Annotated in this window: 14 protein-coding genes; 4 read left to right on the forward strand and 10 right to left on the reverse strand. The window is 63.3% G+C overall.

What is annotated here, in order from left to right:
- Positions 1 to 38: 38 nt before the first annotated feature.
- On the reverse strand, positions 39 to 2,315 hold the full coding sequence (locus AB8A23_RS25685) for a spermidine synthase (RefSeq protein WP_439057697.1): 2,277 nt from the start codon (positions 2,313 to 2,315) through the stop codon (positions 39 to 41).
- A 249-nt stretch (positions 2,316 to 2,564) separates the two neighbouring features.
- On the opposite strand from AB8A23_RS25685, the gene AB8A23_RS25690 reads away from it, so the two are divergent.
- Together AB8A23_RS25690 and AB8A23_RS25695 are read left to right on the forward strand one after the other, a co-directional pair.
- Complete coding sequence (locus tag AB8A23_RS25690) at positions 2,565 to 4,166, forward strand: phytoene desaturase family protein (RefSeq protein ID WP_439057696.1); 1,602 nt, start codon at positions 2,565 to 2,567, stop codon at positions 4,164 to 4,166.
- 203 nt (positions 4,167 to 4,369) lie between these two features.
- Positions 4,370 to 5,260 (forward strand): 50S ribosomal protein L11 methyltransferase, encoded by an 891-nt coding sequence (locus tag AB8A23_RS25695; RefSeq protein WP_439057695.1) that lies wholly within the window; start codon positions 4,370 to 4,372, stop codon positions 5,258 to 5,260.
- A gap of 71 nt (positions 5,261 to 5,331) precedes the next feature.
- On the opposite strand, the gene AB8A23_RS25700 is transcribed toward AB8A23_RS25695, so the two are convergent.
- Complete coding sequence (locus tag AB8A23_RS25700; RefSeq protein ID WP_439057694.1) at positions 5,332 to 5,547, reverse strand: hypothetical protein; 216 nt, start codon at positions 5,545 to 5,547, stop codon at positions 5,332 to 5,334.
- A 189-nt stretch (positions 5,548 to 5,736) separates the two neighbouring features.
- Between AB8A23_RS25700 and AB8A23_RS25705 the strand changes: the two genes are divergently transcribed.
- Positions 5,737 to 7,575, forward strand: coding sequence for an aminopeptidase P family protein (locus AB8A23_RS25705; protein WP_439057693.1), 1,839 nt, complete (start codon positions 5,737 to 5,739; stop codon positions 7,573 to 7,575).
- Positions 7,576 to 7,653: 78 nt separating this feature from the next.
- On the forward strand, positions 7,654 to 8,877 hold the full coding sequence (locus AB8A23_RS25710; RefSeq protein ID WP_439060453.1) for a multidrug effflux MFS transporter: 1,224 nt from the start codon (positions 7,654 to 7,656) through the stop codon (positions 8,875 to 8,877).
- A gap of 1,060 nt (positions 8,878 to 9,937) precedes the next feature.
- On the opposite strand, the gene ligA is transcribed toward AB8A23_RS25710, so the two are convergent.
- From ligA to AB8A23_RS25750, 8 genes are all read right to left on the reverse strand, one after another.
- Positions 9,938 to 12,091: an NAD-dependent DNA ligase LigA gene (gene ligA / locus AB8A23_RS25715; protein ID WP_439057692.1), complete on the reverse strand. Its 2,154-nt coding sequence runs from the start codon at positions 12,089 to 12,091 to the stop codon at positions 9,938 to 9,940.
- Positions 12,092 to 12,200: 109 nt separating this feature from the next.
- Positions 12,201 to 12,485 (reverse strand): GIY-YIG nuclease family protein, encoded by a 285-nt coding sequence (locus AB8A23_RS25720; protein WP_439057691.1) that lies wholly within the window; start codon positions 12,483 to 12,485, stop codon positions 12,201 to 12,203.
- A gap of 90 nt (positions 12,486 to 12,575) precedes the next feature.
- On the reverse strand, positions 12,576 to 14,249 hold the full coding sequence (gene recN, locus AB8A23_RS25725; RefSeq protein WP_439057690.1) for a DNA repair protein RecN: 1,674 nt from the start codon (positions 14,247 to 14,249) through the stop codon (positions 12,576 to 12,578).
- 13 nt (positions 14,250 to 14,262) lie between these two features.
- Complete coding sequence (locus tag AB8A23_RS25730; RefSeq protein ID WP_120289304.1) at positions 14,263 to 15,159, reverse strand: outer membrane protein assembly factor BamD; 897 nt, start codon at positions 15,157 to 15,159, stop codon at positions 14,263 to 14,265.
- Positions 15,160 to 15,447: 288 nt separating this feature from the next.
- Positions 15,448 to 16,413, reverse strand: a complete 966-nt coding sequence (gene lpxC, locus AB8A23_RS25735; RefSeq protein WP_089267338.1) for a UDP-3-O-acyl-N-acetylglucosamine deacetylase — start codon at positions 16,411 to 16,413, stop codon at positions 15,448 to 15,450.
- 345 nt (positions 16,414 to 16,758) lie between these two features.
- The gene (ftsZ, locus tag AB8A23_RS25740) at positions 16,759 to 18,528 is read right to left on the reverse strand and encodes a cell division protein FtsZ (RefSeq protein ID WP_231077571.1); all 1,770 of its coding nucleotides are present in this window, start codon (positions 18,526 to 18,528) and stop codon (positions 16,759 to 16,761) included.
- A gap of 98 nt (positions 18,529 to 18,626) precedes the next feature.
- A complete protein-coding gene (ftsA, locus tag AB8A23_RS25745; protein ID WP_068734085.1) occupies positions 18,627 to 19,952 on the reverse strand; it encodes a cell division protein FtsA in 1,326 nt (441 codons plus the stop codon).
- Entirely contained in the window at positions 19,949 to 20,953 is a 1,005-nt protein-coding gene (locus tag AB8A23_RS25750) for a cell division protein FtsQ/DivIB (protein WP_089267340.1), read from the reverse strand. The genes ftsA and AB8A23_RS25750 overlap by 4 nt, the downstream gene beginning before the upstream one ends.
- Positions 20,954 to 21,046: the final 93 nt, after the last annotated feature.

The raw sequence follows: 21,046 nt of genomic DNA on the forward strand, positions 1-21,046 counted from the left end.
CCTGACGCGAACCGGCATCCACTTCGCTTGAAAACGCTTCAGTTATCCCCGTCCCGTAGCCGGCGCCACACGGCGCCGAGCACGTTGGAATAGTCGTCGGTCCAGACTCGCTGATCGTCGTTCGCCTCGGTCAGGACCCATTGCGATGACGTCGCGATGGAGCCGACATCGGCAGCGTCATGGGCCGAGATGACCACATTGGTCGAGAAGATATATTCGTTGTCGCGGCCGGAATCCTCCGAATAGACCCAGCTCTTCATGTCATTGGCATCGGCTATGCCGACCACGACGCTGGCGAGTTCGAGATGCCGGTTCGACACATGCATGACGACGGCGCCCTGCGGGGCGAGCTTTTCCTTGTAAATCTCCATCGCTTCCTCGGTCGCCAGATGGATCGGGATCGCGTCCGACGAATAGGCATCGACGATGATGAGATCGTAGACGCCGTCAGGCTCTTTCGCGAAAGTGAGCCGTGCATCGCCGATCACCGGCTTGACGTCGGGTTCGCACTTCTGGATGTAGCTGAAATATTTCGGATCCTTGGCGGTATCTACCATCGACTGGTCGATCTCGAAAAACTTCCAGTCCTCGCCGGGCGCCGACGCGCAGGTGAGAGACCCCGAACCGAGGCCGATCACCGCCACGCGAAGCGGCGCCCCCTTGCGGGCGCGCACCGCCGTGATCGCCTGCCCGATTCCACCGTCCTTGTAATAATAGGAGATCGGCTCCGGCCGGCCGGTCACCGGCGTGCCATCGTCATTGAGATATTTCTCGGCGCCATGGATCGTCGTGCCATGCATCAGCACGTGATACTGGTTGTTCGGCGTCACCACGATCTTGTGCACGCCGAAGAAACTACGCACGGTTTCGACCCGACCATCGTCCGCCGGGTAGAAACGGATCAGCGCCAGCGCAAGAACAGTGATCGCCACGAGCTTGAGCCGATCGGCCCTTAGCAGGATCGCAATTATCATGCTGACGATGGCAACAGCGCTGACGACATAGACGCGCTGGGCTTCGATCCATGTAAACAGCTTGCCAGTCGTATAGCTCGGTGCGATCAGCGCCACCGCGGCGATGACCAGTGCGATCCAGTACCAGCGCGCCCAGCCGGAATACCGCTCCGGCAAAGACGGCCTGCACAGCACGGCAAATGCGATCAGGATCGGGTATTCCGCGATCCATGAAAATGTGAATGGCGCGATCAGGCCAGCAAACAGACCACCGACCATGCCACCGAATGAGAGTGCGACGTAGTAGCCCGTGAGATACCGAGCAGCCGGACGCTGCCGGGCCAATTCACCATGGCACGCCATGGCAATAATGAAGAAGCACAACAGATGACCACCGAGGGTCAGCAGCAGATTCTGTTCGCCGCCAACTGCGAGCAGGACAACCACGCCGGCAATCGCGAGAGGCTGCAACATCAGGACCCATGAGTGCGGCAGCAGCGGGCGCGACTGGAACACCAGCACCCAGGTCAGCAGATAAAGCGACAGCGGCAGCACCCAGAGCAGCGGCGCCGCAGCGACGTCCGTCGAGATATGCGCGGTGACCGCGATCAGCAGGCCGGATGGGACAGCCGCGAGGAAGATCCAGCGTGCACGCAGCGCCCAGCTCGGCGCCGGCGCGTCGATGGCATCAGCCCCCGGTGCAGCGACGGCAACCGGCGGCGACTTCAGCAGCAACACGCCGCAGCCGGCGATCAGCAGGATCAGTAGGCCATAGCCGGACGTCCAGATCAGGTTCTGCGTGCGCAGCGAAAACATCGGCTCCAGCAGCACCGGATAGGTCAGCAGAGCGAGAAAGCTCCCGATATTCGACGACGCATAGAGAAAATACGGATCGTGACCGTTGGGATGGCTGGTCCGCACGAACCAGGCCTGAAGCAGCGGATTGTTCGCAGCGAGCGCGAAGAACGGCAGACCGATGGACACCCCGAACAGGCCGAGCAACCAGAACGCATAGCCACTCTCCGGCGGCGTGCCCCAACCCGATGCGATGGACAGCGGCAGCGTCAGCAGCGCAACGATCAGCAGCAGGAGATGAACGACGATCGGCACCAGCCGGCTGCGCAATTGCATCAGGTAGTGGGCATAGGCGTAGCCGCCGAGCAGCAGCGACTGGAAGAACACCATCGCCACCGACCATACCGCCGGCGACCCGCCGAGCCGCGGCAGCACCATCTTGGTGAACAGGGGCTGCACCGAGAACAACAGCAGCGCGCTGGTGAAGATCGCCGCGGTGTAAACCACCAGAAGGAGCCGATTGCGGGAGGCCGAGTTTGGGGCGGCGACGGGCTGCGACGAACTCATGAAGGCTCCAGCATATTGCACGGCAGAAAAGCGAGAATCCGGCCGGTAGCCGGCGGGCGGGAATGGAGCATATGGCACCGTTTCGGGCAATGTGCGCTAACTATGGAACCACAATCGTGATGGGCGGCCTTGTGCCGCGCGCGCGCCTCTTCGATAAAGAGGGCCCTATTTTCGTTTGACGCGTTTTCTTAATGCGAACCGGTCGCCACTTCGCAAGAAAACGCTCTAGCAGGCTTTGTTGAAGCGGACATGTCAGACACCGACGTTTTGATCATCGGCGCAGGCCATAACGGCCTCACTTGCGCGGCCTATCTCGCCATGAGCGGGTTGCGCGTGAAGGTGGTCGAACGACGTTCCGTCGTGGGCGGCGCCGCGGTGACACAGGAGTTTCATCCCGGCTTCCGCAATTCGGTCGCGGCCTACACTGTCAGCCTGCTCAACCCGCAGATCGCCTCTGATCTGAAGCTCGCCGAACACGGCCTGCGGATCGTCGAGCGCAAGGCGCAGAATTTCATTCCCGCACCGGACGGCAGCTATCTCCTGACAGGTGAAGGCCGCACGCAACAGTCGGTTGCCAAGCTCAACGCGCGCGATGCCGAGCGGATTGGCGCGTTCTCGCATGAGCTCGAAGTCATCGCCGATGTGCTCAGGGATTTCGTGCTGCGTTCACCGCCGAACGTCGTGCAAGGTTTCGGTCTCGGCGCGATCAGCGAAGCCATCAATGCGCTCGGCACCGCGAAGATTCTCAATGCACTGAGCATCGAACAGCAGCGCGTATTGCTCGATCTGTTCACCTGCTCCGCCGGCGAGATGCTCGACGATGTGTTCGAACACGATCTGGTCAAGGCATTGTTCGGCTTCGATGCCGTGGTCGGCAACTATGCGAGCCCGTACGCTGCTGGCTCGGCGTACGTGATGCTGCACCATGCCTTCGGCGAGGTGAACGGCAAGAAAGGCGTCTGGGGCCATGCCATCGGCGGCATGGGCGCGATCACGCAGGCCATGGCCGCCGCGGCACGCTCGCACGGCGTGCAGATCGAACTCGACAACGGCGTGCGCGAAGTGCTCGTGGAGAACGACAAGGTCGTCGGCGTCATCCTCGACAATGGCGAGAGTATCCGCGCGAAATATGTCGCCTCCAACGTCAATCCGAAGCTGCTGTATACACGGCTGATGCCGGCGGATGCGCTGCCCAAGCCGTTCCTCGATCGCATCCGCAACTGGCGCAACGGCTCCGGCACGTTCCGCATGAATGTTGCGCTGAGCACCCTGCCCTCATTCACCGCACTGCCTGGCAACGGCGACCATCTCTCGGCGGGCATTATCATCGCGCCAAGTCTCGCCTATATGGATAGCGCCTGGCTCGATGCGAAACAGCACGGCTGGAGCCGCCAGCCGATTGTCGAAGTACTGATCCCCTCCACTCTTGATGACAGCCTCAGCCCACCAGGCCAGCACGTCGCCAGTCTCTTTTGCCAGCATGTTGCGCCGACACTCCCCAACGGCGCATCCTGGGATGACCATCGGAACGAGGTCGCGGACCTGATGATCAAGACCGTCGACGACTACGCGCCGGGCTTTGCCGCCAGCGTGATCGGCCGGCAGGCGCTGTCACCGCTCGATCTGGAGCGCGACTTCGGCCTGCTCGGCGGCGACATCTTCCACGGCGCGCTCAGCCTCAACCAGCTGTTCTCGGCCCGCCCGATGCTCGGCCATGCGGATTATCGCGGGCCGCTGAAGGGGCTCTATCACTGCGGCTCCGGTGCACATCCCGGCGGCGGCGTGACGGGCGCGCCTGGCCACAATGCGGCCAAGGCGATCCTGAGGGACCACCGGGCGCTGTTCGCCTGAGGACATCCTGTGGATAAGCCTGTGAACAGGCGGTGGATGAGTCCTGAACAAGCCTGTGCGAAAGCTCGGGAGGACGGCGGTATAATCGGCTCATAACCCTGTGCGCTGCCGCTGTATCGCCCCTGTATCCCCGCCGGTATAAACCCTGTACCAAGCGCGCCTAAGCTGTGCAGACCCTGTTCACGACGCCACCCGGACCCGCGATGACCGCACCTCAAGGAACCAGCCGCGCCACCTTCGCCGTCGGCGACGAATTCAGCGCCAAGCGCATCGTCGATCTCCTCACCGAGAGTTTTGAGGAGGGCCAGGCCGCGATTGCTGCATTTGAGAGCCCCGAGGGCCGCTGGGACGTCACCGTCCATTTCGCCGATCCGCCGGACGAAGCCTCGATCCGCGAGCTCGTCAGCCTTGCCTCGGATGACACCGTGGCGGCGAGCATCGTGTTCGACAGCATCGAGGCCAAGGACTGGGTCAAGGAGAGCCTCAAGGGTCTGGTGCCAGTGCGCGCCGGCCGCTTTATCGTCCATGGCCAGCATGACCGGGACCAAGTACGGCCCAATCAACTCGGGATCGAGATCGAAGCCGCACTCGCTTTCGGCACCGGCCATCACGGCACCACGCGCGGCTGCCTAATCTATCTCGATTATGTGCTGCGCGCGAAGGCACCGAAACGGATGCTCGATCTGGGGACCGGCACAGGCGTGCTGGCCATCGCTGCTGCGAAGGCCACGAAACGCCGCGTGCTCGCGACCGATATCGACCCAATGTCTGTGAAGGTGGCGCGCGAGAACATGCGGCTCAACGGCGTCGGCAATCTCGTCGATACCGTTTGCGCAACGGGCTTCTCCTCGCCGGCGTTTGGCGATCGCGCGCCGTTCGATCTGATCCTCGCGAACATCCTCGCCAATCCTCTGCGGGCGATGTCGACCGATATGAGCCGGCACCTCACGCGCAATGGCATGGTGATCCTATCCGGCCTGTTGCCGCATCAGGCGATGAGCGTGATCGCCGCCTATCGCGCCCGCGGGCTGGTGCTCCGCAAGCATCAGATCGTTGAGGGCTGGAGCAGCCTGTTGATGCAGCGCGCAGGCTGATACGCCACTCGTCATTTTCCGAACTCCGGAATAATGACGGGCGATCTGGCTAAAGCTGACGGCTGATTTTGCTACTTCGGGGGCGGCACGTCGCGGCGACGAAGCACTGCATTTTCCAGCCGCTCGACGCGCGTCACGCGGGCTTCGACGAAACGGCCCAGAATCTGGATGATACCGCTGCGTTGATTTGGCTGACTGGGCGGAGTTTGGGTGGACTGCACCTGGGTAGGCTGGGAATGGCCAAGCGTGGGGGGTGGCGAAATTTTCTCGAACGTAAAAGCAGGCATTGTGTATCCCCTCTTCGTTGAGTTGAGACACTCTGAATGGCCAAGCATCGCACCGACAACACGAGCCGGGGGACGTTGTTCCATCCGGTTGAACACAACCATCAGATTTCAAGCATAACTTGTGCCAAATCTGCGCAACCCTGCCCCTCGATTGCAGGCCTGACAGCGCACCCATAGGATGATCCCGCGATGTTCGAAGCCCATTTCCAGACGTTCGAAGAGCCCGAAAGCGGCGTGGCGCTGACTGCGCGGCTGGCCGCATTTCGCGAGGAATTGTTGCGCCGGAAACTGACAGGCTTCGTGATTCCCCGCGCCGATCAGCAGCAGAACGAATATGTGCCGCCCTCCGACGAGCGGCTGGCCTGGCTCACCGGCTTCACCGGATCGGCCGGCATGGCGATCGTGCTGTTGCAGGACGCCGCCGTGTTCGTGGATGGCCGGTATACGCTGCAGGCGGCCAAACAAGTCGATGTGAATGCGTGGAGCATCCAGTCGCTGGTCGAGCCGCCGCCGGAGAGCTGGCTTACGGATCACCTGAAGCCCGAAGACCGCCTCGGATTTGATCCATGGCTGCACACTTCTGCGGCAGCCGAGAGGCTGGCAGCGGCCTGCGCCAAGGCCGGCGCCGAACTGGTGGCGGTCGACAGCAATCCGCTCGATTCGGTGTGGGCCGAGCGCCCGGCGCCGCCGCTCGGCGCGGTATCGATTCACCCGCTCAACTATGCCGGCGTTTCCGAAGCCGACAAGCTCGCCCAGATCCGCGGCGAGATGGAGCGCCTGCGCGTCGATGCGCTGGTGCTGTCGGATTCCCATGCGGTGGCCTGGGCCTTCAACATCCGCGGCGCGGATGTCTCCCATACGCCGCTGCCGCTGTCCTATGCGCTGGTGCCGAAACACGGCCGCCCGCAGATCTTCATCGACCACCGCAAGCTCTCCAACAGCACGCGCAACCATCTGGAAGTCTCGGCCGATGTGCAGGAGCCGGATGCGCTGACTGCGACGCTGAGCGATCTCGCCGGCTCCGGCGCATCCATCGCACTCGACAATGCGACCGCCGCCGATGCGCTGAGCCGGCTGATCACGTCTAGTGGCGGCAAGCCCGTGCGCGGCAATGATCCCATCGCTCTGCTCAAGGCAGTGAAGAATCCCGTCGAGATCAAGGGCACACAGACCGCGCATCGCCGCGACGCCGTGGCGCTGGCACGGTTTCTCGCCTGGATCGACCGCGAGGCACCGAAGGGCAAGCTCACCGAAATCGACACCGTCGAGGCGCTGGAGACCTTCCGCCGCCAGACCGGCGCGCTGAAGGATGTCTCGTTTCCGACCATCGCCGGCACCGGGCCGAACGGCGCCATCGTGCATTACCGCGTCACCCGCAAGACCAACCGCCGTATCGTGCTGGGTGATCTGCTGCTGATCGATTCCGGCGCGCAATACGAAGACGGCACCACCGACGTCACCCGCACCATCGCCATCGGCGAGCCGACCGACGAGATGCGCGACCGCTTCACCCGCGTGCTGCGCGGTCATATCGCCATCGCACGCGCCGCGTTTCCCGACGGCACCACCGGCGCACAGCTCGATACGCTGGCGCGGCAGTTTCTCTGGCATGCCGGCCTCGATTTCGCCCACGGCACCGGCCACGGCGTCGGCAGTTATCTCTCGGTGCATGAAGGCCCGGCGCGGATCTCCAAGCTCGGCACTACGCCGCTCAAGCGTGGCATGATCCTTTCCAATGAGCCCGGCTACTACAAGACCGACGCCTTCGGCATTCGCATCGAGAATCTCGAACTGGTGGTCGAAGCCCATATCGAGGGCGCCGAGCAGCCGATGAATGAATTCGAGACGCTGACACTGGCGCCGATCGACCGCCGGCTGATCAATACGCATCGCATCAGCAAGCGCGAGCTGAAATGGATCAACGACTATCACGCCCGCGTTCGCCGCGAGGTGATGCCGCTGCTCGACGATGAAGCGACGCACGTCTGGCTCGAAGCGGCGACCGAGCCGCTGACGCAGCCGCAATAGCGAGAGAACAGCCACCACGTGAATTACAGCCCGCCTTTTCCCAAAGTCGACGTCGTCGACCTCTCCAAATCGCGGGTGATGCTGCTATTGCTGGTGGTGATGACCGGCATCGCGCCGATCTCGCTCTATATGCTGGTGCCGGCGCTGCCCGAACTCGCCCGCACCTTCGGCGCCGATATCTCCATCGCGCAGATGACGGTGTCGCTCTACATGGTCGGCCTCGCCTTCTCGCAGCTCATCATGGGGCCATTGTCCGATAAATTCGGCCGACGCCCGGTGCTGCTTGCCGGTCTCGGCCTGATGGTGATCGCCGGCATCGGCAGCAGCTTTGCGCTCACATTGCCGCAGCTGATCGCCGCACGGTTCTTTCAGGCGCTCGGCGGCGCAACAGGCATGGTGATGAGCCGCGCCATCATCAGGGATCTCTATCCGCGCGAACGCGTCGGCGCGATGATCAGTCTCGTCATCGCCGTGATGATGATCGCGCAGATGCTGAGCCCGCTGGCCGGCGGTCTGCTCGAAACCGGCTTCGGATGGCGCGCGATCTTCTACGTCGTCACCGCTTCGTCTGTTGTCGTGACACTGGCCATCGCATTCTTCCTGCCCGAAACGAGACGGCGCGCAGCCAGTGACGTGAGCGGCGGCGGCTTCATCGCCGACTCCCGCGTCCTGCTGCGCAGCCGGACCTTCATCGGCTATTTGCTGTGTTACGTCGTGGCCTCCTGGATCATCTTCACCTTTGCCGGCGGCGGCCCTTATGTCGTTGTCACGCAGATGGGCCGTACCTCGGCCGAATATGGCGCATGGTTCGCGACGTCCGGCCTCGCTTACCTCGTCGGCAATCTGTGTTGCGTGCGCTTCGCGCCGCGCCGGACCATCGAACAACTGATCTGGTTTGGCCTCGCGCTGCAATTCGGCGGCGCGCTGCTCAACGTGGTCTGGGGTCTCACCGGCCTGAACCAGAATCCGGCCTGGCTGTTCCTCACCCATATGATCGTGATGTTCGGCAATGCCTTCGTGATGTCGAACGGCGCCGCGGGTGCGCTCAGCATTCGCCCGCAGGCCGCGGGCACGGCATCCGGCATGATGGGCTTCCTGCAGATGGGCCTGGGTTCGCTGTGCTCGCAATTCGGCGCCTGGCTCGGCGGCCATTTCGCGACACCGGTGCCGCTCAATATCGCGCTCGTCGTGCTGTCCTGCGGCGGCGCCGCCGCGATGATCTTTCTGGTCCCCCGCCGCAAGACCGTGGTGACGGAAGAACTGATCGAGCAGGCCGAAGGCGAAGAGAGCGGGTTGTTGTGATCGCGTAGGATGGGTAGAGCGTCTTCGCGAAACCCATCGCTTTCCTGGCTTGCAATTGATGGGTTTCGCTTCGGCGCAAACGCGCCTGCGCTCTACCCATCCTACGCATCACTCTCTCGTTCGTCATGGCCGGACTTGTTCCGGCCATCCACGTCTTCTTTTGTGGCCAAGGCGTGGATACCCGGTATGCGCCGGGCATGACGGCGTTTGGTTTTGGCGTTCGCGCGTCACGCTAGTTCAGATTCAACTGTCAAACAGCCACTGCTCTTCAGACATGCGTCATCACCCCCATTGTTTGCGGCGCGGGGGCGCCGTCGTCTCTTGCATTCCCACCCTCTTGCGAGAGGGCGTGCGGAACGCCGGGTGCCCGTTGCACCCTTGGGCCTGATGCGAATGCGGTCTTCCGCAATTGAGAGTGCATCAGGACTTTCGGAGGCGCCGAGCGAGTGCCCGACGTTCCGCCTGCGGTGTTTTTTCGGTTGCCTGCACATCTGCCATGGCGAACGGTCCCATCACCAAAATTAATGTCCCAGGGCGGAGGGACAGGGTAGCCGCAAAGCACTTGGCCGAACGCGTTTCAATTTGGTCGTCCGTCACACTGTCCAGAGAGTCTTTCCATCCCAAGGTCGGCCGTCTCCTTACCAGTGGCAGTGCTGGCGCAGATCCGTCCTGCCCGAAGACAGACGTTCCCCCATGAACCGCGCGACGCCGCATCTCCGGCGTCCACCGCATCCCACCCCGCGAACGTGACGATCGCGATCGCCCCTCTCGGTGGGGCAGGACGGAAGGGAATATAAACCTGGCGGAGATATTGTCAACGGGATATAGGAATAAATGTTTGGGTGCGCCAAACTGTCATTCAGGGGCGCGAGGAGACGCCGAAGGCGGCGTATCGCGACCCCGGAATCTCGGCATGTTCAGCGCAAAACACTCCGGGATTCCGGGTTCGCATTTCAGCGGCGTTGCCGCTTTCATGCGCCCCGGAATGACGAGCCAAGACAACACCCGAAATGGCGAGTGTGGGCAAGGCGCGCCGGAAAATGCCCGAACCCGACCGCCCCTACCCCCCGATCAGCGCCAGCCACTCGTCTTCCGTGAGCACCGCGACGCCGAGATCGCGTGCCTTGGTGAGTTTCGAACCGGCGTCCTCACCCGCGACGACATAGTCCGTCTTCTTCGACACCGAGCCTGCGACCTTGGCGCCGAGACGCTCGGCACCGGCTTTGGCTTCATCACGCGTGAACTTGGTCAGCGAGCCCGTGAACACCACCGTCTTGCCCGCGACCGGCGTATCGGTCTTGGCCTGTGCGACATCGAGCACCTCGATCTCGCCGAGCAATTCGTCGAGCGCCTTGACGTTACGTTTCTCGGCGAAGAACTCGACCACCGCGTCCGCGACGATTTCACCGACGCCGTCGATGGCGTTGAGATCGGCATAGGCTTCAGACGTATTCTCCTCGCCGCCCTGCCCCGCAGCGGCCGCCAGCATCGCATCGCGGAACGCGGTGAATGAGCCGTAATGTCGCGCCAGCAGCTTGGCATTGCCTTCGCCGATATGGCGGATGCCGAGCGCGAAGATCAGGCGATTGAGCTCAACCTTGCGGCGGTCATCGATGGCGGCGAACAGGTTGCGCACCGAGGTCTCGCCATAGCCTTCGCGGTCACGCAGTTTCTTGGTGTTGCGCTCGTCGCGTTTGGCCAGCGTGAAGATATCGACGGGATGCATGATGATGCCCTCGTCGTAGAATTCCTGGATCTGCTTGTCGCCGAGCCCGTCGATGTCGAAGGCGAGGCGCGAGACGAAATGCTTGAGCTTCTCGACCGCCTGCGCCGGACATACCAGCGCGCCGGTGCAGCGCGTGACGACTTCGTCATTCTCGCGGATGGCGTGACTGCCGCAGACCGGACACTTGGTGGGAAATTCATACGGCTTTGCGCTCTTCGGGCGCTTGTCGAGGACAACATTGACGACCTGCGGGATGACGTCGCCGGCGCGTTGCACGATCACCGTGTCGCCTTCGCGGATGTCGACGCCGTCGCGTAGCGGCTGGCCGTCATTGCCGATGCCCTTGATGTAATCCGCATTGTGCAGCGTCGCGTTCGACACCACGACGCCGCCAACGGTGATCGGCGTCAGCCGCGCCACCGGCGTCATCGCGCCGGTGCGGCCGACCTGAATGTCGATCTTTTCCAGCACCGTCGTCGCCTGCTCGGCCGCAAATTTGTGCGCGATGGCCCAGCGCGGCGCGCGGCCGGCGAAACCGAGCCGCGCCTGCCAGTCGATGCGGTCGACCTTGTAGACGACGCCGTCGATATCATAGCCGAGCTTCGCCCTGATCTCGCCGATGCGGCGGTAGAAGGCGAGCGCATCGTCGACACTCTTGCAGAGCGTGATCTCGGGATTGACCGTGAAGCCGGCCTTGTCCAGCCACGCGATCATCGCGTGCTGGGTCGGCTCCTGCATCGGATAGTCCGACATCTCGCCCCAAGCATAGGCGAAGAATTTCAGCGGGCGTGACGCCGTGATCGCCACGTCCTTCTGGCGCAACGAGCCCGCTGCCGAGTTGCGCGGATTTGCGAACACAGTGTCGCCGGCGTCTTCCTGCTTCTTGTTGAGCGCGAGGAAGTCGCTCTTGAGCATGTAGACCTCGCCGCGCAGCTCGCAGGCGGCAGGGATGTGCTTGCCTTTCAGCGTAGTTGGAATGTCCTTAATGGTGCGAACATTGGCGGTGACGTCCTCGCCCGTAAAACCGTCGCCCCGCGTGGCGGCGCGGATCAGTTCGCCATTCTCGTAGCGCAGCGACAGAGACAGACCGTCGATCTTCGGCTCGGCGACGATGGCGGGGATTTCATCAAGCTTGAGGAAGCGCTGGATGCGCTCCACGAACTCGGTCACTTCCTCATCGCTGAACGCGTTGCCCAGCGACAGCATCGGCACCACATGCTGCACCTTGGCGAAGCCGCGCGCGGGCGCCGCGCCGACCGTCTGTGTCGGTGACGCGCCGGTGACGAGATCGGGAAACTTCGCCTCGATCGCCTCCACCCGGCGACGCAGCGCGTCGTACTCCGCATCCGACACCGTCGGCGCGTCGTCCTGATAGTAGCGCTTGTTGTGCGCTTCCATCTCCAGCGACAACCGCATCAGCTCGATCTTCGCTTTGGGCTTCGTGAGCGTGGAGATGTCGGGGGGAGTGATTTTTGATGTCTTCGCCATGGCCCAGAATAACGTGTTGCACAGGCTCCAACAACGGCCTGCCCCATGCCGTCATTCCGGGGCGCTCGCCATTTGGCGGGCGAACCCGGAATCCCGTCATGTTCTGCTCTTACACGATCGAATCGTACAAATCATGCCATTCGGGATTGCTCACCTCGATCAGCGCGACCTTCCAGGCGCGTCGCCATTTCTTGAGTTCCTTTTCTCGGCTGATCGCAGTCAGGGGATCGTCGTACACTTCGAACCAGACGAGCAAGGAAACATTGGAGCGCGAGGTGAAGCTTTTCACCGGGCTCGTTTTGTGTTCGTAGACGCGCCGGACGAGATCGTTGGTGATACCGATATACAGCACGCCGTTCTTCTTCGAAGCGAGCATGTAGACGTAATAGGGCATGACGCGCACCGTGTTGCGACGACGCAGTGCTGAACATGATGGGATTCCGGGTTCGCTCGCAAGCGCGAGCGCCCCGGAATGACGTTCAAATCAGGCCGCGCCCTTGAGCAACCGCTCCGCTGCGGCCCGCGCTTCGGCGGTGATCTCCGCACCCGCGAGCATCCGCGCGATTTCCTCGCGGCGGTGATCCTCCGCCAGCGTGTTGACGCGCGTCGCCACGCGCTTGCCCTTGTCGAGGGCGTCCTTGGAGATCAGCAGATGCTGGTCGGCCCGAGCCGCCACCTGCGGGGCGTGGGTGACGGCCATCACCTGGACCTTGCCGGCAAGCCGCGCCAGGCGCGCGCCGATGGCGTCGGCCACCGCGCCGCCGACACCGGTGTCGATTTCGTCGAACACCAAAGTCGGCGCGGAGCCCTTGTCGGACAGCACGACTTTCAGCGCCAGCAGGAAGCGCGAGAGTTCGCCGCCGGAGGCGACCTTCATCATCGGGCCAGGGCGGGTGCCGGGATTGGTCTGAACCCAGAACTCGACGCGGTCGATGCCGTACGGACCCGGCGTCGCGGCATCGCTGTCGACCTGGGTGATGAACTTGGCACGTTCGAGCTTGAGCGGCCCGAGTTCGGCGATGACGGCTTTGTTGAGCTTCTCGGCGGACTTGATGCGCGCGGCCGAAAGCTTGGTCGCCGCAGCGCTGTATTTCCTGTCGGCATCCGACGCCGCGGTCTCCAGTCCCTTGAGCTGGCCGGCGCCGGCATCGATGGTGGCGACATCGGCAAAGTATTTCGCGGCCAGCGCGGCGAGCCCGTCGACGGGCGTCGAATATTTTCGCGCGGCGCCGCGCAGCGCGAACAGCCGTTCCTCGATGCGCTCGAGTTCCGCAGGATCGAAATCGGCAGCGATGAGCGCGGCGCTGAGATGCTGGTCGGCTTCTTCCAGCGCGTTGATGGCGACGTCGATCGCTTTCACCGCGGGCTCGACCAGCGACGGCGATGATCCGGCGCGGCGCTCCAGCCGGCGCACGGCGGCGGCCAGCGACGAGATCGGCGAATGATGGCCGGACACGGCTTCCTGTGCCTCGCGCAGATCCGCCGCGATCTTCTCGCCCTGCATCATGCCGGTGCGGCGCTCCGCAAGCTTGCTCTCCTCGCCGTCCTTCGGATTGAGCTTCTTCAGCTCATCCGCGGCGTGGCGCAGATAATCGGCATCGCGCGCGGCGCGCTCCATATTGGCGCGATGGGTCTCCAGCGCCGCATAGGCGGTCTTGCGGGCGTCCCAGAGCGTCTCCAGCGCGGTGACGTCCTTTTCCAGCCCGGCGAAAGCGTCGAGCAGCCGGCGATGGGTGGCGGCATCCACGAGGGCGCGCTCATCGTGCTGGCCGTGGATCTCGACCAAAGCTGCGCCGACCGCCTTCATGGTCTGCACGGAGATCGCCTGATCGTTGATGAAGGCACGGGTGCGGCCATCGGCGAGCTGCACGCGGCGCAGAATCATCTCGCCAGAATCGTCGTCGAAACCATTGTCCTTGAGAATCGCCAGCGCCGGGTGGCCCTTGGCCAGGTCGAACACGGCCGTGACCTGGCCCTGCTCGACGCCGTGGCGCACTAGGCCGGCATCGCCACGGCCGCCGAGGGCCAGCGCGAAGGCATCGAGAAGAATGGATTTGCCGGCGCCGGTTTCACCGGTCAGCACTGCAAGACCGCGGGAAAACTCGATATCGAGCCGTTCGATCAGGACGATGTCACGGATCGACAGACGGGCCAGCATGGGAGGTCAGTTCCTAACCGAGGCCAAATCTCTTGAAGGCCTTGCTCAGGTAAGACCCCTTGTTCTCGCTCGGCTCGAGACCGCCGGACTTTACAAGATTGTAGGCGTCTTTGTACCACTTGCTGTCAGGAAAGTTGTGGCCAAGCACGGCGGCAGCGGTCTGCGCCTCGTTGACCACGCCGATCGCCATATAGGCCTCGGTCAGGCGCATCAGCGCCTCCTCGACGTGACGCGTGGTCTGGTACTGTGTCACGACGGTCTTGAAGCGGTTGATGGCGCCGGTGTAGTTGCGCTTATCGAGATTGTAGCGGCCGATTTCCATTTCCTTGCCGGCAATCTGGTCGCGTGCGCCTTCCAGCTTCTTCTTGGCCGAGGTCGCATATTCCGAGGTCGGATATTTGCGGACCACTTCCTCGAGCGCAGCCATTGCCTTTTCGGTGCGGCCTTGGTCGCGCGAGATGTCCGGGATCTGGTCGTAATGCGAGGCGGCGATCAGATACTGCGCATAGGCCGCATCCGGGCTACCGGGATGCAGCGTCACATAGCGCGTGGCCGAGCCGATGCAGGTGTCGTAGTCGGCGGATTCGTAGGCCGCATAGGCCGACATCAGCAGCGACTTGCGCGCCCATTCCGAATACGGATGCTGACGATCGACTTCCTCGAATTTCTTCGCGGCGGCCTTGGGATCCTTGTTGTTGTTCATGAGGTACAAGCCCTCATTGTAGAGCTTGTCGGCGGGCTCCTCGACGAAAGTGTCGTCCTTGGTGCCGAACTTGTCCCACAGTGCGCCGGTGCCGCAGCCACTCAGCGGCACGGCCAGCACGATGAGGCCCGACGCCAACCGCACATGGCGGCCGAAGCGGGTGAGCAGGGAATCACGGGATTCGAGCGTAATGCGCTGTGCCGACATATATCTGAGACCTGACGCCTTCATGCGGTGTCTGCGCGGTACGCGCACAATCACGGACCAACCGGATACGCGCCCGCAGCTTCGCTTGACCGCGTGCTCTATCTACCCGAATGACATCCGTTAACCAACCGGATACGGAGCCATTTCGCCCGGATTAAGGCGAAGGATGTGGAGATACAGGCGGTTATGGTTACCGGGGATGTCTCGGTGCCCGCAAAGGTCTACGCGCCCGCAAAAGCGCAACGCAAAATACCGGCAGCGGGTAGAAGAAGGCCAGAAAGCCCGATCTTAGGAAACGTCCGGGCCGAAAGCCGGGGCGATCATGCCGCCAAGCATGCCCGAGGTGACATCGGCGCTGGCGCGGCCGCGGCGGACAGGGACGGCATCGGCTTCGACGATCTTCCAGGCCGAACGATCGGCCATCAGGGCGCAGAGCACGGCGTTGTTGAGCTTGTGGCCGCCGCGCACCGAGCGGTAAGCGCCGAGGATCGGCAGACCTGCCAGCGCGAGATCGCCGACAGCGTCCAGCACCTTGTGGCGGGCGCATTCATCGCTGTAGCGCAGGCCTTCGGTGTTGAGCAGCTTGTCATCGTCGAACACGACGGAATTCTCGAAGGACGCGCCGAGCGCAAAACCGGCGCTCCAGAGGCGGGCCACGTCGTTCATGCAACCGAAGGTGCGGGCACGGGCGATATCGCGGCGGAAGGATTCGGGATTGAGATCGAGCACGTAGCTCTGGCGGCCAATCACCGGATTGGCGAAGCTGATTTCGACTTCGGCGCGGAAACCCGCAGCGTGGGGGCGGATTTCGCCGAACGAGTCACCGATGGCAACCTGCACCGGTTTGAGAACCTGAATGAAGCGGCGACGGGCGCCCTGCTCCACAACGCCGGCCTGATCGATGGCGGCGACGAAGGCGGCTGCGGAGCCGTCCATGATCGGCACTTCCGGTCCATCGACTTCGATGGTGGCGTTGTCGATGCCCATGCCGCGCAGCGCAGCGAGAACATGTTCGGCGGTGGAAACGATTGGGCCTTCACGATCGCCGAGCACGGTGGCAAACTCGGTGGCGATAACGGATTTGGCGTCGGCCTGGATTTCGCGATCAGCACCTTCAAGACCGGTGCGAACAAAAATATAACCTGCATCGACGGGCGCAGGTCCAAGCGTGAGACTGACAGGCTTTCCAGAATGGACGCCGACACCGGTAACGGTGGCTTGCGATCCAAGCGTTGTCTGTCGGCTGAAAGTCATAAGGTACCCACCCAAGTAGCCTCTCGTCATGAGAGGGACTCTCTCAGTCGAACCTTGCGGCCTCCTGAGTCCCCGAGTCGCAGTCACATTAACCCCTGCCACAAAGTGCGCCAACTCACGCTTTTTTACCGATTGTTACCCCACCTTTGCCGCAATCAGGCCAGGGGTTAACCAAAATTTCTGCCGGTTCCACGGCCGTTTCGAGCCTTGGCAGAGCGCGACGGTAAAGATTAATGACTTACTATCAATAGGTTAAGAAATCCTACGCCTTTTGGTGGCTGTCACAAACGAAAGCCCCGGCTGATCCAGCCGGGGCTTCTGTCGTCGTCACGATTGTAACAAAGGTCAGCTGGTCTGGCGGCGCAGGAAGGCCGGGATATCCAGATGATCATCGCCCTGTGGCGCCGGCGCAACAGGTGCCGGGCGGCCATGAGAATCAAGACCCTGCGGGGCCGGACGGCGGGCGTATTCGGACACCGGCGGCTCGTTACCCATCTGCTGGGCGACGCTGCGCTGTGGCTTACGCTCGGGCAGCGGCGGCATCGGAGCCATCGGCGGGGCCGACGGACGACCGGAGACCGGCGCTTCCGTTTCCTCGTCGCGGCGGCCGAGACCGACATTGGCCAGACGCTGCAGCAGCGACAGGCGAGCCTTCTGCGGTTCCTCTTCCGATTCGCCACGTGCCTGACGGATCTCGTTCTGGGCCGGCATCGGCAGTTCTTCGAATTTCGGCATCCGCGGAGCGCGCAGCGGAGCACGTTCGGCCGATGGCGGAATGAACTGTTCGGGGATCGGCGCTTCGACAGGGGCTTCCTGACGCGGCGCTTCCGGGAACAGCGAGGGCTTCTGCGCGATCGGACGCACCATCACGTCGCCATACTGCTGCGGCGCAGCGGCTTCCGGAGCCACAGCAGCGGCGATGGCGGCGAGCGCGGCACGCTCATGGCTGGTCGCCGGGGCACGGGGCGCAGCAGCGGGCGCCGGAGCGCCGACAGATTTGGCAGCCGCTGCGGCAGCGAGACGCTGGTTGTCCGCGCGGAGACGCGCGGTCAGATCGGCCAGGCGGGCATCCGGAGCGCCGTTGCCAGCAGGAGCCGCAACGGCCGAGGTCACGGTGGTCACCGGAGCCGAGGAATTGCGGGCCAGCATGGCCTGCTCGATGCCGGTGGCGACGACCGACACGCGGATCACGCCGTCGAGGCTCTCGTCGAAGGTGGCGCCGACAATGATGTTGGCGTCGGCATCGACTTCTTCGCGAATACGGGTCGCGGCTTCGTCGACTTCGAACAGGGTCAGATCCTTGCCGCCGGTGATCGAGATCAGCAGGCCGCGGGCACCCTTCATCGAGCTATCGTCGATCAGCGGGTTGGCGATCGCAGCTTCCGCTGCGGTCAGCGCGCGCTTCTCACCGGTGGCTTCGCCGGTGCCCATCATCGCCTTGCCCATCTCCTTCATGACTGCGCGCACGTCGGCGAAGTCGAGGTTGATGAGGCCTTCCTTGACCATCAGGTCGGTGATGCAGGCAACGCCCGAATAGAGCACCTGGTCGGCCATCGCGAAAGCGTCGGCGAAAGTGGTCTTCTCGTTGGCGACCCGGAACAGGTTCTGGTTCGGGATGATCAACAGCGTGTCGACCACCTTGTGCAGCTCGGCAATGCCGGCTTCGGCGGTGCGCATGCGGCGCTGGCCTTCGAAGTGGAACGGCTTGGTGATCACGCCGACGGTGAGGATGCCCATGTCGCGCGCGGTCTTGGCGATGACCGGAGCAGCGCCGGTGCCGGTGCCGCCGCCCATGCCGGCGGTGACGAACACCATATTGGCGCCGGTCAGGTGATCACGGATTTCGTCGATGACTTCCTGCGCTGCGGCCGCACCGACATCCGGCTGCGAACCGGCGCCGAGGCCCTGGGTGACCTGCGTGCCCATCTGCACGATGCGCTGGGCCTTCGACATGGTCAGCGCCTGCGCATCGGTGTTGGCGACGACGAAATCGACGCCCTGCAGACCGGCGGTGATCATGTTGTTGACGGCGTTGCCGCCAGCGCCACCGACACCGAACACGGTAATGCGGGGCTTCAGCTCGCTGATATCAGGAACGTTGAGATTGATGGTCATGAGGTTGCCTCTCGATTACGCGCGCGTTGTGTGGTCATGCCATTGACCGGTGGCCGATGGCGTCGGAGATGGAAAAAACACTGGCCGGAAAAATTTCATCAGAAGCCCTCTCGAAGCCATCGTCCGACCTTTCCGAAATAACCGTCACTGGTCCCTGTCTTGAGCTGCCGCGTATGCCGCGGTTCGACATGTTCAAGATGAGCGAATTGCGGATAGACCAAGAGGCCCGACGGCACCGCGAACGAAGCGCTCTTGGCTTCATTGGGCAGCCGGCCGAAGCCGAGTGGTCGTGCAATGCGAACGGACCGTCCGAGAATCTGGCTGCCGAGTTCGGCAAGGCCCGTGAGCTGCGACGCGCCGCCTGACAGCACCACGCGTGCGCGCGGTTCTGCAGCGAAGGGCGAATCCGCCAACCGGTCCCTGACCATTTCAAAAATCTCCTCGGCACGCTGACGCACGATGTTCGCGATCGTGGCGCGGGATACGACCTGCGGAAAATCGCGATCGTTATCACCAGCCGTCGGCACGTTCATCAGTTCGCGCGCATCGGAGCCACCCGTCAGCACCGTGCCATATAACGTCTTGATTCGCTCGGCATCCGCGATGCAAGCACCGAGTCCGCGCGCGAGATCCATGGTGATGTGTTGCCCGCCGACCGCAAATCCCGACGCGTGCACGAAGCGTCCGCCGGAATAGGTCGCGATCGTTGTCGTACCTGCGCCCATCTCGACGACCGCAGCACCGAGATCGGTCTCGTCGTCGGTGAGAACAGAGAGACCTGCGACATAAGGCGCCGCAGCCATGGCTTCGACGTTGAGATGGCAGCGCTCGACGACCAGCATCAGGTTACGCGCGACCGTCGCGTCCGCAGTGACGACATTCATATCGACGCCGAACTGCGAGGCGACCATGCCCTTGGGATCGCGAATGCCCTTCACGCCATCGAGTGAATAGCCGACCGGCAATGCATGCAGCACCGTGCGGCCCGGCGGCGTCGCGTGGCGCATGCCGGTCGAGGTGACACGTGCGATATCGGACGCCGTGACGGCGCCGCCCTTGATATCGGCTGACGCTTCAATCAGTTGGCCCTGCAGGCGACCGGCCGACACCGACAGCAAAACGGATTCGACGCGAACCTTGGCCATACGTTCGGCCAGCGCCACCGCCTGACGGACGGCCTGCTCGGCCTCGCCCATATCGACGATCGCACCGGACTTGACGCCGCGCGACTGGATCTGGCTGTAGCCGATCAGTTCAACCGCATGGCTGCGGCCGCGCAGGGCTTCGTTCGGCGCGGATGGCCGCAGACGCGCGATCATGCACGCGATCTTGCTGGTGCCGACGTCCAGCGACGCCACCAGCGCGGTGCGGTTGGCCGCCATCTGACGCGTTTTCGGCGCCTGGTTGCGATCGAGACCGGTCATGCCGCGCCAGCCTTCTTCTTGGACTTGTCTTGTGCCTTGAACAGATCTTCGCGCGCCTTCGCGGCGTCTTCCGAGAGCCGCACGGTCAGCCGATCCGACAGCCGCATGTCGATGGCGACGATGTCGCGCGAGAACAGGCGGTCTTCCTTGTCGAGCTTGCTGAGCATGGCCAGCGCGTTGCCGACGTCGATTTCCGGGAGGCGGATGTCGAGGCCATCCTTCAGGCGGAGATTCCAGCGGCGCTCACCGACGAAGATCGCGGCCTTGGTGACCGAGCGGACCTGTGGGTAGCGATCCAGCAGCGCGAGGAAATCCCTGGCGTTGCTGTCGGCGCCCTTGCCCACCACCAGCGGCAGCGACATGAAGCGGCGCGACACGTAGTTTTCGAGAACGGCACCGTCATCGGCGATCACCGAGAGACGACCGTCCTCCTGCCACAGCGCAAAGGCCGTGCGCTCGGTGACATCGATCTGCAGACGGTTCGGATAGAGCTTCAGCACATTGGCGTCGGCAATCCACGGATTGGCCTTGAGCTTATCGCGGACAGCCGCGGCATCGAGGAAGAACAGCGACGAGCGACCATTGACGCCGCCGATGGCCAGGATCTCGTCCTGGGTCAGTTGCTTGCGGCCGTTGAGAATGACGGAGGCAATGCGGAAGCCGGCAGCATTGGCGGCAGCATTGCGCGCATCGCTGAAAGCTTCGACCATTTCGTCAACGTGATTGCCCTTCACCACGCCGAGCGCGAGGCTGCCCGTCAGCATCAGCACGGTGGCCGCAATGCCGACGCGGCGCGGCGCATAACGCTCGAGCGTCGCGATGAAGCGGTTGGAGCTCTGTTCGCGGACGGCAGGCTTGGCGGCACGAAAGCGGGCCCAGAAGCGGGCGAGCGGGCTCAGCTGCTCGCGCAGCAGAATGCCTGCCCCAAGGGCAGCCATTTTAAGATCAGCTTGGGGCCTCAAGGGTCGCACCGACCGAGAGAGGCGTCCTCCACCATCCATACCACGAGCTCGTCACAGGTTACGTCCGCATTGGCGCGGGACTTGAGGCGCGAGTGACGTCTCGGTCCTGCCGGGATGGATTCAAGCCTTTGA

The organism is Tardiphaga sp. 619_E2_N8_4, from assembly GCF_051810905.1.
Classification (GTDB): Bacteria; Pseudomonadota; Alphaproteobacteria; order Rhizobiales; family Xanthobacteraceae; genus Tardiphaga; species Tardiphaga robiniae.

Bases quoted from the DNA above. Each gene is read 5' to 3' on its own strand.
- AB8A23_RS25685 (WP_439057697.1), bottom strand. From the start codon at position 2,315: ATGAGTTCGTCGCAGCCCGTCGCCGCCCCAAACTCGGCCTCCCGCAAT.
- AB8A23_RS25690 (WP_439057696.1), top strand. From the start codon at position 2,565: ATGTCAGACACCGACGTTTTGATCATCGGCGCAGGCCATAACGGCCTC.
- AB8A23_RS25695 (WP_439057695.1), top strand. From the start codon at position 4,370: ATGACCGCACCTCAAGGAACCAGCCGCGCCACCTTCGCCGTCGGCGAC.
- AB8A23_RS25700 (WP_439057694.1), bottom strand. From the start codon at position 5,547: ATGCCTGCTTTTACGTTCGAGAAAATTTCGCCACCCCCCACGCTTGGC.
- AB8A23_RS25705 (WP_439057693.1), top strand. From the start codon at position 5,737: ATGTTCGAAGCCCATTTCCAGACGTTCGAAGAGCCCGAAAGCGGCGTG.
- AB8A23_RS25710 (WP_439060453.1), top strand. From the start codon at position 7,654: ATGCTGCTATTGCTGGTGGTGATGACCGGCATCGCGCCGATCTCGCTC.
- ligA (WP_439057692.1), bottom strand. From the start codon at position 12,091: ATGGCGAAGACATCAAAAATCACTCCCCCCGACATCTCCACGCTCACG.
- AB8A23_RS25720 (WP_439057691.1), bottom strand. From the start codon at position 12,485: ATGCCCTATTACGTCTACATGCTCGCTTCGAAGAAGAACGGCGTGCTG.
- recN (WP_439057690.1), bottom strand. From the start codon at position 14,249: ATGCTGGCCCGTCTGTCGATCCGTGACATCGTCCTGATCGAACGGCTC.
- AB8A23_RS25730 (WP_120289304.1), bottom strand. From the start codon at position 15,159: ATGTCGGCACAGCGCATTACGCTCGAATCCCGTGATTCCCTGCTCACC.
- lpxC (WP_089267338.1), bottom strand. From the start codon at position 16,413: ATGACTTTCAGCCGACAGACAACGCTTGGATCGCAAGCCACCGTTACC.
- ftsZ (WP_231077571.1), bottom strand. From the start codon at position 18,528: ATGACCATCAATCTCAACGTTCCTGATATCAGCGAGCTGAAGCCCCGC.
- ftsA (WP_068734085.1), bottom strand. From the start codon at position 19,952: ATGACCGGTCTCGATCGCAACCAGGCGCCGAAAACGCGTCAGATGGCG.
- AB8A23_RS25750 (WP_089267340.1), bottom strand. From the start codon at position 20,953: ATGGATGGTGGAGGACGCCTCTCTCGGTCGGTGCGACCCTTGAGGCCC.